Annotated in this window: 9 protein-coding genes; 4 read left to right on the top strand and 5 right to left on the bottom strand. The window is 63.4% G+C overall.

From position 1 onward, the window contains the following. Nucleotides 1-147: 147 nt before the first annotated feature. A complete protein-coding gene (locus LPA36_RS13235; RefSeq protein ID WP_228877134.1) occupies nucleotides 148-612 on the top strand; it encodes a rhodanese-like domain-containing protein in 465 nt (154 codons plus the stop codon). Nucleotides 613-769: 157 nt separating this feature from the next. Here the strand turns inward: LPA36_RS13235 and LPA36_RS13230 are convergent, their stop codons facing one another. The 4 genes from LPA36_RS13230 to LPA36_RS13215 all read right to left on the bottom strand — a co-directional run bounded on the left by LPA36_RS13230 (nucleotide 770) and on the right by LPA36_RS13215 (nucleotide 4,805). Continuing rightward, a complete protein-coding gene (locus LPA36_RS13230) occupies nucleotides 770-1,600 on the bottom strand; it encodes a competence/damage-inducible protein A (RefSeq protein ID WP_228877132.1) in 831 nt (276 codons plus the stop codon). A 25-nt stretch (nucleotides 1,601-1,625) separates the two neighbouring features. Next, entirely contained in the window at nucleotides 1,626-2,456 is an 831-nt protein-coding gene (locus LPA36_RS13225) for an EI24 domain-containing protein (protein ID WP_228877130.1), read from the bottom strand. A gap of 262 nt (nucleotides 2,457-2,718) precedes the next feature. Beyond that, on the bottom strand, nucleotides 2,719-3,717 hold the full coding sequence (locus LPA36_RS13220) for a sterol desaturase family protein (protein WP_228877128.1): 999 nt from the start codon (nucleotides 3,715-3,717) through the stop codon (nucleotides 2,719-2,721). Between the two features lie 74 nt (nucleotides 3,718-3,791). Further along, nucleotides 3,792-4,805: a YVTN family beta-propeller repeat protein gene (locus LPA36_RS13215; protein WP_228877126.1), complete on the bottom strand. Its 1,014-nt coding sequence runs from the start codon at nucleotides 4,803-4,805 to the stop codon at nucleotides 3,792-3,794. Between the two features lie 663 nt (nucleotides 4,806-5,468). Here LPA36_RS13215 and LPA36_RS13210 point away from each other — a divergent pair. Next, a complete protein-coding gene (locus LPA36_RS13210; protein WP_228877123.1) occupies nucleotides 5,469-7,268 on the top strand; it encodes a YadA family autotransporter adhesin in 1,800 nt (599 codons plus the stop codon). Nucleotides 7,269-7,325: 57 nt separating this feature from the next. Here LPA36_RS13210 and hrpA read toward each other — a convergent pair whose 3' ends face one another. Beyond that, complete coding sequence (gene hrpA, locus LPA36_RS13205; RefSeq protein ID WP_228877122.1) at nucleotides 7,326-12,014, bottom strand: ATP-dependent RNA helicase HrpA; 4,689 nt, start codon at nucleotides 12,012-12,014, stop codon at nucleotides 7,326-7,328. Nucleotides 12,015-12,037: 23 nt separating this feature from the next. Between hrpA and argA the strand changes: the two genes are divergently transcribed. Next, nucleotides 12,038-13,417, top strand: coding sequence for an amino-acid N-acetyltransferase (argA, locus tag LPA36_RS13200; RefSeq protein WP_228877119.1), 1,380 nt, complete (start codon nucleotides 12,038-12,040; stop codon nucleotides 13,415-13,417). Nucleotides 13,418-13,471: 54 nt separating this feature from the next. Next, the gene (locus tag LPA36_RS13195) at nucleotides 13,472-13,747 is read left to right on the top strand and encodes an oxidative damage protection protein (protein WP_228877117.1); all 276 of its coding nucleotides are present in this window, start codon (nucleotides 13,472-13,474) and stop codon (nucleotides 13,745-13,747) included. Nucleotides 13,748-13,787: the final 40 nt, after the last annotated feature.

The raw sequence follows: 13,787 nt of genomic DNA, 5'->3' as shown, positions 1-13,787 counted from the left end.
TTTCGGTGCGTTATACAAAATTTGCACCTTTATGGAGCATAACAGCCGGAGAAGGAACTGTGCATCGACCGGCCGGCCAGGTACGCGTGCCATGGCGAGCGCGCTAGAATGACCTTTTGGTTTCCAGCACGAAGGAGATTTGCCGTCATGAGTACGCTCGAACAGTTGTACGCGCAGGCCGGAAAACGGCGTGTCGAGAACCAGTTGCCGTATGCAGGCGCGATTTCGCCTGCCGAGGCATTCGAGCTTCTTCAACTTGATCCGCGAACACGCCTCGTCGACGTTCGCACCCGCGCCGAACTCGACTGGGTAGGCAGGCCGGTCATCGGTGACGGCCAGTACGCCCACATCGAGTGGACGCGCTATCCGGGCGGCGTCCCGAATCCGGAGTTTCTCGACCAGCTGGGCAAGGTTGCTACGCCAGACACGCCTGTACTGTTCCTGTGCCGCAGTGCAGCCCGTTCCAAGCTTGCCGCTATTGCCGCGACCCAGGCGGGCTTTACGCAGGCGTTTGACCTGCTGGAAGGCTTCGAAGGCGACAAGGACGGCCAAGGTCATCGGAAAACGGTCTCAGGCTGGTGCTTCCGCGGTCTGCCGTGGATCGGCGCGTAACGGGTGTTCACGTTTCGCGGCTGGATTGACTGGCCGTTTCAGGATGGGTTCGCACCGATCCTGAGCGGTGGATGTGACACAGCGATGATCTTGCGTCGCCGGCGGCCCTGGTAGCGGCCTGTCTGTCTGGCCGCCTGCGTAAAAACGGCCGAGCCTGTCACCCCCGGGGTTTCGCTGGCGCCACGTCGGGTTCGATGATATCGCCACCAAGCAGATGCACGCCCTCGCGTAGCTTCACAAACGCGGCGGCGACCGCTTCTGGCTCACCCTTCACGCCGAGGTCGATGTGGCGACGGGCGTAGATGCCGCCCCGCTCCGCGTCACCGACGCTCGGCAGGCTGAACACGCGCACACCCGGAAAGTCGTGTTCGATCTTTTCCATGAGCGGCGTGAGCGTCGATTCGGGCAACTCGAATACGAGTAGTGATTTTTCCGCGTGGGGCATCGCGTGGTGAAGATGCGCGTACTTCGTATCCAGCACCCACTCGATCATCGGCCAGGCCATCACGGGAAAACCGGGGACAAAGTGATGGTCACCCATCGAGAAGCCGGGAATCTTGTTGTAGCCGTTCGGAATGATCGACGCGCCGCGCGGGAATGTGCCCATGTTCAGACGATGGCGATTCTCCGGAGACTCGAGATCGGGCGGCGCACCGGAAGCGTCGACATGCATGTCGCGAATCCGCTCCTGGATAAGCCGTGCGGCTTCGGTATGCAGTTCGAGCGGCACGCCCAGCGCGGCCGCCGCACATTGACGCGTGTGGTCATCCGGCGTCGCGCCTATGCCACCTGTCGAAAACACGATGTCGCCTGTTGCAAACGAACGGCGCAACGTCGTCGTGATGCGCTCCGGGTCGTCGCCGATGTATTCCGCCCAGCCCAGCGCGAGCCCGCGCTCTGTCAATAGCTGGATGACTTTCGGCAGATGTTTGTCTGTTCGCCTGCCCGAGAGGATTTCGTCGCCGATGATGATGACGCCAAATGCCATTGCCGCCTCGTCCTGAAAAATGGTTTCAGTATGGAACCGTTGCTACCGTTCGCGCCCCGTGCTCTTCCGCACGCATGCGCTGCAGCGCGCGCAGGCAGTAGTAGCCAAACCACAGCGCCGAAAAGACCAGGATAAACGCATAAATCCAGATGGTCGCCGCCGTCACCACCGGAAACAGGACGATCAGCCAGACCGACGAAGCCCAGAGCAGCGTCGGCAGCGAACCCAGCAGGCCGCTTGCGACGCCAATCAGCAACAACGGCAACCGGTGCCTGCGCACCAGCGCGCGGCGCTCCTCGCTGGTGGCATGCAACGCGAGCGCGTCGTACGTCATCACGCGATACGTGAGCCAGCCCCACAAGAGCGGCGGAATCAGCGCGAAGAACGGCGGCACGAGCCACAGCGGCAACGTCACCACGAGTAGCACAAGACAGACGAGCGTCGTCCACAGCGCGTGAATCAGACTACCGTACCACGTTCCGCCGCGGCGCATCTCCAGGCTGGCAAACTGCCTGACGGACAGGTGCCGGATGACCGCCGGCATCGAGAGCGTCGCGATCAGCAGCAGCACGGTCACCACGATCAACGGGATCGCGAGCGCGATCACGATGAACGGCGCGATCACCGCATGCAGCGACGAAAACCCGAGCCAGTCGAACATGCCATAAAGGGACGCGGTGAACGCCCAGCTTTCGAGCCACGCGCGCGTGGCATCGGTCCAGGCCTGCCAGGAAAACCAGAGGATGACGCCCCAGACGATTGCCGCCGCCGCGAACGGCATGAAGGTCAGCCAGAGCATGCGCGGATGGAGCGCGCTGGAGAGTGCGCGCCCAAACGAGCGCAACAGATCATTCATGCGAGCCAGATACCGGTGGATGAAGCGGTGAATGGGCAACGAACATCGCTGCGAACCAGCGGGACGACTGCGCGGGCGGCCTCGGTCATACACACGCCTTCGATCGCAATTGTCGCCGGTCGAACTGTGGACAGGATAAACCAGGGACCGCGTCGCCAGGAAAACCCGCGGATGCGCCGCGTATCAACAGACGCGTTAGCGACGCTGCGCTCGCCGATCCCAGGTGAAATCCGACAAGGAGAATGAAAGAGGAGCAGGTCGCTCAGACGGGCGCGGCATCGTTGCCCTGACCCCGGCGCCCGGGTGCGAGCCGCCGGGCAATACGCACGAGCGCAAGCCAATGCTGCGCCCAGAAGCCATCGCCGTACTGGCGGCCTTCCAGCTGATCCTGGATGCCGGTGGGCTCCATGTCGCGAACCCACGAAGCGGTACGGAACAGCTGATCCCACCACGGAAACAGCACGCCGAAATTGCATCCGTAGTTCGAGCCCTCATGACCGTAGCGCATGGCGTGATGCCGGCGATGGAACGTCGGACTGACGAGCAGGCGCTCGCCCAGCCAGCCGAAGTACATCCGGATGTTGGCGTGCTGAACGCTCTGAGCGAGATTCGTGATGGCTGTCAGCACGACGAACTGCGACGGCGGCACGCCGATCACCAACGCGATCACGGCGAAAAAGCACGCCTGCAGCACGTCGTCGAGCAGATGGTTGCGGTCGTCGGACCAGAGCGACATCTGGCGCTGGCTGTGATGCACCGCGTGCAGTTCCCACCAGAGCCCGAAACGATGCTCTCCACGGTGATACCAGTACCCCGCGAAATCCAGCACGACCAGGTACATCAGGAACGTGACGACCGGTTGCGTGGTGACGCCGGGCCACAGGTTGTCGAACTCGATGTTCGAGATATTGTGCAGCCGCAGCCAGCCCTGCACGCCATCGAAGAACGGTTGCAGCGCGAAGAAGAAAAACAGGTTCAGGATGCCGAGCTTCGCGATCCACGTGTAGAGCACATCGACACGCACCGCCTTGCGGTTTTCCCACCGCTCGACGGGCCGCAACGCCTCCAGCGGCCGCAGCACGGCATACATGGCCAGCACTTCGATCACACCGACGATGACCCAGTAGAGGCTGTCGTACGTGTCCTCGTCGTAGTCCATCAGGTCGAGACGAAACAGCAGCGGCTGCACGATGTCGACATACAGCAGCGTCTGCACTGCGGAGACGAAACTATCGAGAGTCGAAAAAATCATGTGGAACATGGTGCCTGCTGTACGTCGATACGGTAGTTCAACCCGGTGCTTCTACATCGTGCATCGGCCGCGCGGGTTGCGACCTACGCACCGTTCGGCGCCGTCACCGGCGCGCGATTGAAGAAATAGATGCCATGCGGCGACCGGCCCACCGCGATTGTCTGGATCAGCTTGCGCGTTGACAGATCAATGATACCGACGTGCTTTGCGAACCGGAACGTCACCCACAGATAGCGCTTGTCGGCAGAAAGTTCCATATCGTCCGGACCTGGCATCAGGCCCGTGATGTCACCCGTGTTCGTGAGCGTGTCTTCGTCGATGATGCTGATGGTGCTCGCCACGCGGTTCGACACCGCAACGTGCTTGCCATCGGCCAGCGAGCGGAAGTTATGTGCGCCCTTGCCCGTCGGAATCGTCTTCACGATCTTCTGGTTCTTCCAGTCGACCACCGCGACATAGTCCGCCCCCGTCATGCCGACGAGCAGATATTTCTCGCCCGGCGTCATCCAGAGGCCAGCCGGCACCTTGCCGACTTTCATCTTCCACTTGACCTGCTGGGTGGCAAGATCGACCGCGGCGAGTTCACCCGACACCTGCAACGTGACGAACACCGTTTTGCTGTCGTTCGTGAACGCCATGTGACTCGGCATCACGGCGAGCGGCAAACGGTTTGCGAGCGCCATGTTGTGACCGTCGTAGTGATAGATATCGAGGCGATCGAGGCGCAACCCCGTGGTAACCATCCACTTGTGATCCGGCGAAAAGCCAATCTGATACGGATCTTCGATGCCTTCAACCCAGCGCTGCACCTGGCCCGTTTTCGGATCGACGAACATCAGGTTGTTCGAGACCGAATTGGCGACGATCAGCGACGAATTGTCCGGCGTCGCCATCAGATGGTGCGGCTCCTTACCCGTAGGAACGGTGCCGACGACCTGACGGGTCGTTTCATCGATCAGGCTAAGCGTCGCCTCGCCGGAATTGAGCACGATCACGTTGTTCGCGTGTGCCGCCGGAGAAAAAAAGCCTGCTGCGGCGACCAGAGCCGCACCCGCTGCCAGTGTACCGGTCTGCCGGGAGAGAAAAAAATTGCGCATGAAAACTCACGTCGGAGGACAACCATCATTGTAGAACGTTTGCTCCGGCGCGCGGTTGACGCAAGTCGGCATCCCGCAGGAAAAAGCCTGCGCCGCTGCTGATGATGGCGGCCTGATGTCCTGTTCCCCGTTTTTCGCTGGATACGAACAGGAGGTCGATTAATTAAATAACGCCAGCCTTTTCTTAACTAAGAAAATATCAGATTCAATTTAAGCTCCCTTAATCACTCTGAATTTTTTCTTAGACCGAATAGCCATTGATAATTTAAGAGTTAACTCATACTTACCAGATCTGCCAGCAGGGAAAATCAGATCGAATCATTTTCCCCGCAACAAATCCGCGATCGTTTCAGCAAGAAGGCACTGTGCAGCCGGCTTCGCACAGGGCTTTTCACATCTATCTCACGCGTACTGAAATAGTTTGTGGCGGTCAGGGCTGAGTTCTTACCACTCGATGGAAGCCTGAGCGGGCTGATCGATTCGAAGACTGGCCCACTGAATCAGATCGCGGTCTTAATATGGCAGAGTACTTTAGGAATGCATCGATATTACGACCTACCCATTACCGTTAAACCCGACTCCCGCGACGCGAGTCTGGCATCGCTCCTGCATTCGACGCGCAGGCGCTTTTTAACCCGGTTCGTAACGACCACGCTGCTCGCGATGACCGGAATCGCATCGACGGAGGCCGGCGCATCCGTCCCTGTCACCGCGGATCAGCAAACGGAGCAACAGGTACAGCAGACAGGCACGGCCCCCACTGTTTCGTCCGTCAATGGTAGCGACCCCTATTTCAGGGCAGATGGCGCCAACGACGGCTCTGATGACGCCGTCGCCGCCTCGGGTTTGCGCAGCGTGTCGGTGGGCGCCAACGCCCGCGCTACCGGCACGGCCGCCGTCGCGGCGGGCAACGGGGCGAGCGCGACGAGTGCAGATGCAGTTGCCGTCGGCGATGGCGCGGCAGCGACCAGCACCGGCACAATTGCGATCGGCGGCAACGCGCGCGCCAATGGGCTCGGCGCGATGGCGACCGGCAAGGACGCGAGCGCCGCCGGCAATGGCGCATTTGCGGCCGGATATCAGTCGAAAGCCGTCGATCTCGCCACCGCCACCGGCATCTTTGCCACGGCAACCGGCTCGCGCAGCACGGCGATCGGCGCGGCGGCAAATGCCAGCGGCCTGTCGTCCGTCGCGATCGGCAACGGCGCCCAGGCCACGCGCGCGAACAGCGTCGCGCTGGGGGCCGACTCCACGACGTATGCGAATCTCGCCGCGCTCGCGTTCACGCCCGTCGGCGCGACACTCATGATTACGGGTGCCACGGCCTCGGGCGAGGTTTCCATGGGCGCCGTCAATGCTGAACGACGCATCACGAACGTCGCCGCAGGCGCGGCCGATACCGACGCGGTCAATCTGAGCCAGCTGAAAGCGCTCGACAGCAAGGTCGACGGCGCCGCGTTCTATGACCGTTATGCTGACGGCTCCTTCAACCGCAACAGCTTCACGCTCGGCGGGGATCCGGCCAGCGGCGGAACCGTGATTCACAACGTGGCGGATGGCATCGACGCGCACGACGCGGTCAATGTCGCGCAACTGAATGCCGTGAGCGCAAAAGCAGATCAGGCGGCAACGAGGGTCGAAAACGCCATCACCTACGATACCAACCCCGACGCAACGGTCAATCACAACAGCATCACGCTGGCCGGCAGCGCGACTGACGGCGGCACGATCATCCACAACGTCGCAAACGGCATCGACGCACTCGACGCAGTCAACGTCGGCCAGTTGAACGCCGCCGTCGGCGACGCCATCAGCCACATCGCGGTCAATACCGCCAATCCACTCTTTAGCGCCGATGGCGATCGCGATGGCGAGGCCGCCCAGTCGGTCGGCACGCGCTCCGTCGCAGCCGGTGCGAACGCCCGGGCAAGCGGAAACAACGCCGCCGCAGTGGGTGCAAATGCGGTCGCGAGCGCCACGAACGCAACCGCACTTGGCGCAGGAGCCAGTGCAAGCGCCGACAACGCGGTCGCGCTCGGCGCGGGGTCCATCGCAGATCGTGCGAATACGGTTTCAGTCGGCGCGGCGGGGGCGGAGCGACAGATTGGGAACGTCGCCGCGGGTGTGCAGGGCACCGATGCAGTCAATGTGAACCAGCTGAACCAGAGCATGAGCGGCGCGCTTGGCCAGGCGAACAGCTACACCGACGACCAGGTGCGCTCCGCCCGTCGCGACGCTTACGGCGGCACCGCCTCCGCGCTGGCGGTTGCAGGGTTGCCGCAAGCGGTGTTGCCCGGTCACGGCATGGTGGCGGCGGCAGCGGGCACCTACGGCGGTCAGTCCGCTGTCGCGCTTGGCGTATCGCAACTTTCGGAGACGGGAAAGTGGGCCTACAAGGTTCAGGGCGCCGCGAATTCACGCGGCGAATTCGGCGCATCGGTTGGAGCGGGCATGCACTGGTAACGCATTACGCGTGGGCAACGGACCAGCCGCCGTCCACGCGCGTTCGTTCGCCTTCGCTTATCGCTGCATCGACTCCCACACCTTGTGCAGCCGCTTCACGGATACGGGCATCGGCGTACGCAGCTCCTGTGCGAAAAGCGAAATGCGCAGTTCCTCCAGTAACCAGCGGAACTCGGTCAGGCGCGAATCCATCACGCCGCCGCGCTGCGAAATGGCACGCTGGTAGTGCTGCAGGAGAGGCTGGAATTCGGCGAACTGACGCGCGTCACGAGCCGGATCGGCTTTCAGTTTGTCGATACGCAACGCGATCCCCTTCAGGTACCGCGGGAAATGCGCCAGTTGCACATACGGCGTATCGACGACAAAGCGTTTGCCGACCAGCCCATCCAGCTGGTTCTGCATGTCCGCATGCGCCGACGTAAACGATTTCGCCTGCGCGAGCTTTTTGGTCACCGCGGCATATTCGGCCAGGATCTGTCCGGCAAGCCGGGCGATTTCCTGGGCGAGCAGCGTCAGACGGCCACGGCCCTCGTCGCGTCGCGTGTGGAATGTGACGTCGTCGTCGGGGAGCGGCTCCTGGAGGCAGGCGCGATCAAGCGCCGTGTCGACGAGTTGATCGCGTAACTCTTCCTGTGTTCCGCGCGGCATGAACTGCATCGACATTTCGCGCATGCCTGGCAGGTTCTTCTCGAGATACTTGATGGGCTCGCGCAGTTGCAGTGCAAAAAGACGCCGCAGACCCGCGCGATGAATCCGCGCCGCTTCTTCCGGGGAATCGAACACTTCGACGTCGCAATGCGTCGTGCGATCCACGAGTGCCGGGTAGCCGAACAGGGTCTGTCCGCCACGGCGGATTTCGAGCAGCTCGGGCAGCTTGCCGAAATTCCATGTCGTGAGGTTTTCGTACAGCGCGGTGGCTGTGTTGCTGCCCGCTGCCGCCGTCTGCGGCGCGCCGCCGCCCTGCCCGCGCACGTCGCCCTTCACCGGCGACGAGACCGACGCGGCATCGCGCGACGCCGCATCGCCGGAAGTCTGGCCGATAAGGCCCGCCGCGCCGCCGAACGCAGCGCCTGCAGCGATCTTCTGGAAATGCTGCTGCGCCTGGCCACCGAGTTCGGCACGCAGTTGCGCGAGGTTGCGACCCATCGCGAGTTGCCGGCCGTGCTCGTCGAAGACCTTGAAGTTCATGAACAGATGCGCAGGCAGCGTCTCAAGCTTGAAGTCGGACTGCTTCATCGCGACCTGGGTCTGCTCGCGCACATCGGCGATCAGCGCTTCGAGCAGACCGCCCGCACCGAAACGCGGACCACCCGTGCGCTGGACAAATCCCGCCGCGTATTCCGGCAGCGGCACGCAGTGGCGGCGCAATTTTTGCGGTAGCGACTTCAGAAGCAGTTGAATCTTCTCCTTCAGCATGCCGGGCACGAGCCATTCGCACCGGCGCGCGTCGACCTGGTTCAACGCATAGAGCGGAACGGCCGCCGTCACGCCGTCGCGTGGCGAACCCGGCTCGAAGTGATACGTGAGCGCCATCTCGACGCCCGACATCGTCATGCGCTTCGGAAACAGGTCGGTCGTGACGCCGGCGGCTTCGTGCCGCATCAGATCGTCCCGCGACAGGTACAGAAGACGCAGTTTGTCCTCGGTCTGCCCGCTCTTTTTGACTTCGTCCTTGTACCAGCGCTCGAACGACGCGCCCGTATAAATGCCCTCTGGGAGCGCCGCATCGTAAAAGCCGAAGATCAGTTCGTCGTCGACCAGCACGTCCTGGCGACGCGACTTGTGTTCCAGCTGCTCGATGTCGGCGAGCAGCTTGCGGTTATGCGCGAAAAACGCGAGCTTCGTGTCGAACTCGCCTTCGACCAGCGCGCCGCGGATGAACAGCTCACGCGCACGTGCCGGGTCCTGCTTGCCGAAACTCACGCGCCGCCGGTGATACACCGGCAAACCGTACAGCACGGCGCGCTCGAACGCCGACACCTGTGCCGCGCGCTTTTCCCAATGCGGCTCCGACAGCGACTTTTTCAGCAGATGCGCGCCGATCTGTTCGATCCACTCCGGCTCGACTTTCGCGATGCAGCGCGCGTACAAGCGGCTCGTCTCGACCAGTTCCGCTGCGATCACCCAGCGGCCCGCCTTCTTCACGAGCGCCGAGCCCGGCCACAGGTAGAACTTGATGCTGCGCGCGCCGAGGTAGTACGGCTCGTCGTCCGCCTTGAGGCCAATGTTGCCGAGGAGACCCGTGAGCAACGCCAGATGGATCTGCTCGAACGTCGCCTCGCTTTCGTTCAGACGCCAGCCGTGTTCGCGCACCACCGTCAGCAACTGCGAATGCACGTCGCGCCATTCACGCAGCCGCAGATGCGACAGGAAATTCGCGCGGCACGCATCGACCAGCTGCTTGTTCGACTTCTTGTGCGCGACGGCTTCCTCGAACCACGTCCAGATCTTCAGCCACTGCAGGAATTCGGAGCGATCGTCGGCAAAGCGGCGATGCGCCTGATCGGCCTGTTCCTGCGCTTCGACCGGCCGGTCGCGCGGGTCCTGCACGGACAGCGCGCTCGCGATGATCAGCACTTCGCGCAACGCCTGCTGGTCGCGCGCGGCGAGAATCATCCGGCCGACACGCGGATCGAGCGGCAGGCGCGCGAGTTCGCGGCCAAGCGGCGTCAGCGCGTTATCGTCGTCGACCGCGCCGAGTTCGTTCAGCAACTGGTAACCGTCGGCTATCGCGCGGCCCGGTGGCGGCTCGATAAACGGAAACGTTTCGATCTCAGTCAGATGCAGCGACTTCATCCGCAAGATCACGGACGCGAGCGACGAGCGCAGGATTTCCGGATCGGTGAACCGCACGCGGCCCTGGTAATCGCTTTCTTCGTAAAGCCGGATGCAGACGCCATCGGCAACGCGGCCGCAACGCCCGGCACGCTGGTTCGCCGCCGCCTGCGAAATCGACTCGATCTGCAACTGCTCGACCTTGTTGCGATACGAATAACGCTTCACGCGCGCGAGCCCCGAATCGACCACGTAGCGGATGCCTGGCACGGTCAGCGACGTTTCGGCGACGTTCGTCGCCAGCACAATCCGGCGCGCGTTCGACGCCTTGAACACGCGCTCCTGCTCGGCCGCCGAAAGCCGCGCGAAGAGCGGCAGGATCTCGGTATGCGGCGGATGGTGCTTGCGCAGCGCCTCGGCGGCATCGCGAATTTCGCGCTCGCCAGGCAAAAACACCAGCACATCGCCGGGGCCTTCGCGGCAGAGTTCGTCGACCGCATCGACGATCGCTTCCATCAGATCGCGATCGGTGTCACGCTGCAATTTCTGGCGCTCCGGACGATCCGTGCGCTCGCGCCCGGACGACGTGCCTTCCGCCGATTTCACGGCCGGGCTGTCCTCGACGACCGGCCGGTAACGCACTTCGACCGGATAGAGACGCCCGCTGACTTCGATCACCGGCGCTGGCTTTTCGTCGCTGCCGAAATGGCGCGCGAAACGGTCGGCGTCGATCGTCGCCGAGGTCACGATCACCTTCAGATCGGGACGCTTCGGCAGGATTTCGCGCAGGTAGCCAAGCAGGAAGTCGATGTTCAGACTGCGCTCGTGCGCCTCGTCGATGATGATCGTGTCGTAGGCCTTGAGGAGCGGATCGGTCTGCGTTTCGGCAAGCAGAATGCCGTCCGTCATCAATTTCACCGAAGCGCCCGGCGCCAGGTTGTCCGTGAAGCGCACCTTGTAGCCGACCACTTCGCCGAACGGCGTGCCGAGTTCTTCGGCAATGCGCCGGCCCGTCGCGGACGCCGCGATCCGGCGCGGCTGCGTGTGGCCGATCAGACCCGCGCCGCCCGCACCGAGCCCGCGTCCCAGCGACAGACAGATTTTCGGCAGCTGCGTGGTTTTGCCGGAGCCGGTTTCGCCGCTGACGATCACGACCTGATTCTCCGAAATCGCGCGGGCAATCTCTTCGCGCCGGCCCGACACGGGCAGCGCTTCAGGGAACGTAACCGGCGGAACCGGATTCGGCGTGACGACGCGCGCGGCACGCGGCGGTTTCTTTTCGCGCGGAGCGGCGGTTTCGTCGTGCGGCAGCTGTACGTTTCGCGGCGCGTCGCCATCGCGCCGCTGGCCTTCGTTGTGCCGCGGCGCTGTGTTTCGCGGCTGTCCCTCGTTACGCGATTGACCCGCGCCGCGTGCCTGCCCTGCCTTGCGCGGCTGCGTCGCACTGTCCGGCCGTGTAGCTTCGCGCGGCTTTCCCTCACCGCGTTGTGGCCTCGGGTTGCGCTCTGCATCCGGCGATGCCTGCGCAGTCCGCGGCGCACCCGATCCCTGCGACCGTTGCGCGCGCGCATCACCCGCTTCGCCCGACAAAGGCTCTCCCGAAGGTCGCGATGCGTCCCGCTGCCCGGCTTCTGCCGAGTGTGACGGCACTGTGACGGGCACCTTCGGCTGCTTCTTTTGCGGCGCCCCGGGCGGCGGCTTTTGTCGCAACAGCTCCTGACGCAGCAACGCCAGCGCGTCCGTCCCGCGGGGCTGTTCCTTTTGCGCAACCGGCTTCTGGCTGCCGGCGCGATCGCCTCGCACGCCACCTGCGGCCTCGGCGGATGAAGCCTTCTGCGCATCGCTCGCACGATCGCGCGACGCGTGCCCCGCGCCCGCGCGATCCTCGCGCGCATGCGCGGGCTGGCCTGGCCCGCCATCGGGCGTGTGATTCGGGTTCGCCGCGTTGGGACTTTTGGGTACGTTCGACATGGGGGCGCATTATAATCCCGGGCATGAATTCCCAAACCGACCTCGTCCCCACGCCCGCGAGCGTTCCGGCCTCGTCCGGCACCGCGGAAGACTTCGCCCACCACGCGCAATTCGTCGACTGGATGCGCTCGGTCGCGCCGTACATTCACGCGTTCCGAAACAAGACGTTCGTCGTCGGGTTCGGCGGCGAAGTGGTGCATCAGGGGCTCCTGAACGCGCTCGTGTCCGATATCGCCCTGTTGCAGGCGATGGGCATCCAGATCGTGCTGGTCCATGGCTCGCGACCGCAGGTCGAGGAGCAGATGAGCCTGCACGGCGTGGAGTCGGAGTTTTCGCATGGCATGCGTATCACCGACGCCCGCGCGCTCGAATCCGCGAAAGAAGCCGCCGGCGAAGTGCGTCTCGATATCGAGGCGGCGATCAGCCAGGGCTTGCCGAACACGCCGATGGCGCACGCGCACATCAGCGTCGTGTCGGGCAACTTCGTGACGGCACGGCCGGTCGGGATTCTGGACGGCGTCGATTTCGCGCACACGGGCGTGGTCCGCAAGATCGATGCGGATTCGATCCGTCATTCGCTCGCGAGCCGCAAGCTCGTGCTGCTCTCGCCGCTCGGCTTCTCGCCTACGGGCGAGGCGTTCAACCTGAACATGGAAGACGTGGCATCGGCAGCGGCCATCGCGCTGCGCGCCGACAAGATCGTGTTCCTGACCGAAACGGCCGGCCTGATGGACGAAGCGGGCGAACTCATCCGCGAACTCTCGCTCGATGACGCCTACAAGCTGCACGAAAGTGGCGAGCTGCAGGGCGACGAGGCGTTCTATCTGAAACACTCGATCCGCGCGTGCCGCGGCGGCGTCGCGCGGGCGCACATCGTGCCCTACGCGCTTGACGGCAGCCTGCTGCTCGAACTGTTCCTGCACGATGGCGTCGGCACGATGATCTCGTACGAGAACCTCGAAAGCCTGCGCGAAGCGACGCCGGACGACGTCGGCGGCATCCTCACGCTGATCGAACCGCTTGAGTCCGACGGCACACTGGTACGGCGCGGCCGCCACCAGATCGAACGCGACATCGACCATTTCTCGGTGATCGAGCACGATGGCGTGCTCTTCGGCTGCGCGGCGCTGTATCCGTACCCGCAGGAGCGCATCGGCGAAATGGCGTGCCTGACGGTGTCGCCTGAAGCACAAGGCTCGGGCGACGGCGAACGTCTGCTGAAGCGCATCGAACAGCGCGCCCGCGCGCGCGGCCTCACCCGCATTTTCGTGCTGACGACCCGCACCGAACACTGGTTCCTGAAGCGCGGCTTCGTGAAGGTCACTGTCGATGACCTGCCCGAAGACCGTCGCCGGCTCTATAACTGGCAGCGCAAGTCGCTCGTGCTGATGAAACAGCTCTGAACGGCCCCATATAAGGCGACTGCCGCCCCACACTGATTACAGGAGAAGCACAGCATGGCTCGTATGGTTCAATGCGCGAAGCTCGGCAAGGAAGCCGAAGGCCTCGATTTTCCGCCGCTGCCGGGCGAACTCGGCAAGCGCATCTACGAAGGTATTTCGAAGGAAGCGTGGCAGGCGTGGCTCAAGCAGCAGACGATGCTGATCAACGAAAACCGCCTGAACATGGCCGATCCACGTGCCCGTCAGTATCTGATGAAGCAGACGGAGAAGTTCTTCTTTGGCGAAGGCGCCGATCAGGCGTCGGGTTACGTGCCGCCGTCGCAAGGCTGATTTCCGACTTCGGGAATTCGAGAAAAATCCGCGCGCTGCG

Source organism: Paraburkholderia saeva, from assembly GCF_907164555.1.
In the GTDB taxonomy this organism is placed as follows: Bacteria; Pseudomonadota; Gammaproteobacteria; order Burkholderiales; family Burkholderiaceae; genus Paraburkholderia; species Paraburkholderia saeva.
Note: the sequence above shows the minus strand (reverse complement) of the source record. Positions and strands in the feature narration are given on the sequence as shown.

Bases quoted from the DNA above. Each gene is read 5' to 3' on its own strand.
- LPA36_RS13225 (WP_228877130.1), bottom strand. From the start codon at position 2,456: ATGAATGATCTGTTGCGCTCGTTTGGGCGCGCACTCTCCAGCGCGCTC.
- hrpA (WP_228877122.1), bottom strand. From the start codon at position 12,014: ATGTCGAACGTACCCAAAAGTCCCAACGCGGCGAACCCGAATCACACG.
- LPA36_RS13195 (WP_228877117.1), top strand. From the start codon at position 13,472: ATGGCTCGTATGGTTCAATGCGCGAAGCTCGGCAAGGAAGCCGAAGGC.
- LPA36_RS13215 (WP_228877126.1), bottom strand. From the start codon at position 4,805: ATGCGCAATTTTTTTCTCTCCCGGCAGACCGGTACACTGGCAGCGGGT.
- LPA36_RS13210 (WP_228877123.1), top strand. From the start codon at position 5,469: ATGACCGGAATCGCATCGACGGAGGCCGGCGCATCCGTCCCTGTCACC.
- LPA36_RS13235 (WP_228877134.1), top strand. From the start codon at position 148: ATGAGTACGCTCGAACAGTTGTACGCGCAGGCCGGAAAACGGCGTGTC.
- LPA36_RS13230 (WP_228877132.1), bottom strand. From the start codon at position 1,600: ATGGCATTTGGCGTCATCATCATCGGCGACGAAATCCTCTCGGGCAGG.
- LPA36_RS13220 (WP_228877128.1), bottom strand. From the start codon at position 3,717: ATGTTCCACATGATTTTTTCGACTCTCGATAGTTTCGTCTCCGCAGTG.
- argA (WP_228877119.1), top strand. From the start codon at position 12,038: ATGAATTCCCAAACCGACCTCGTCCCCACGCCCGCGAGCGTTCCGGCC.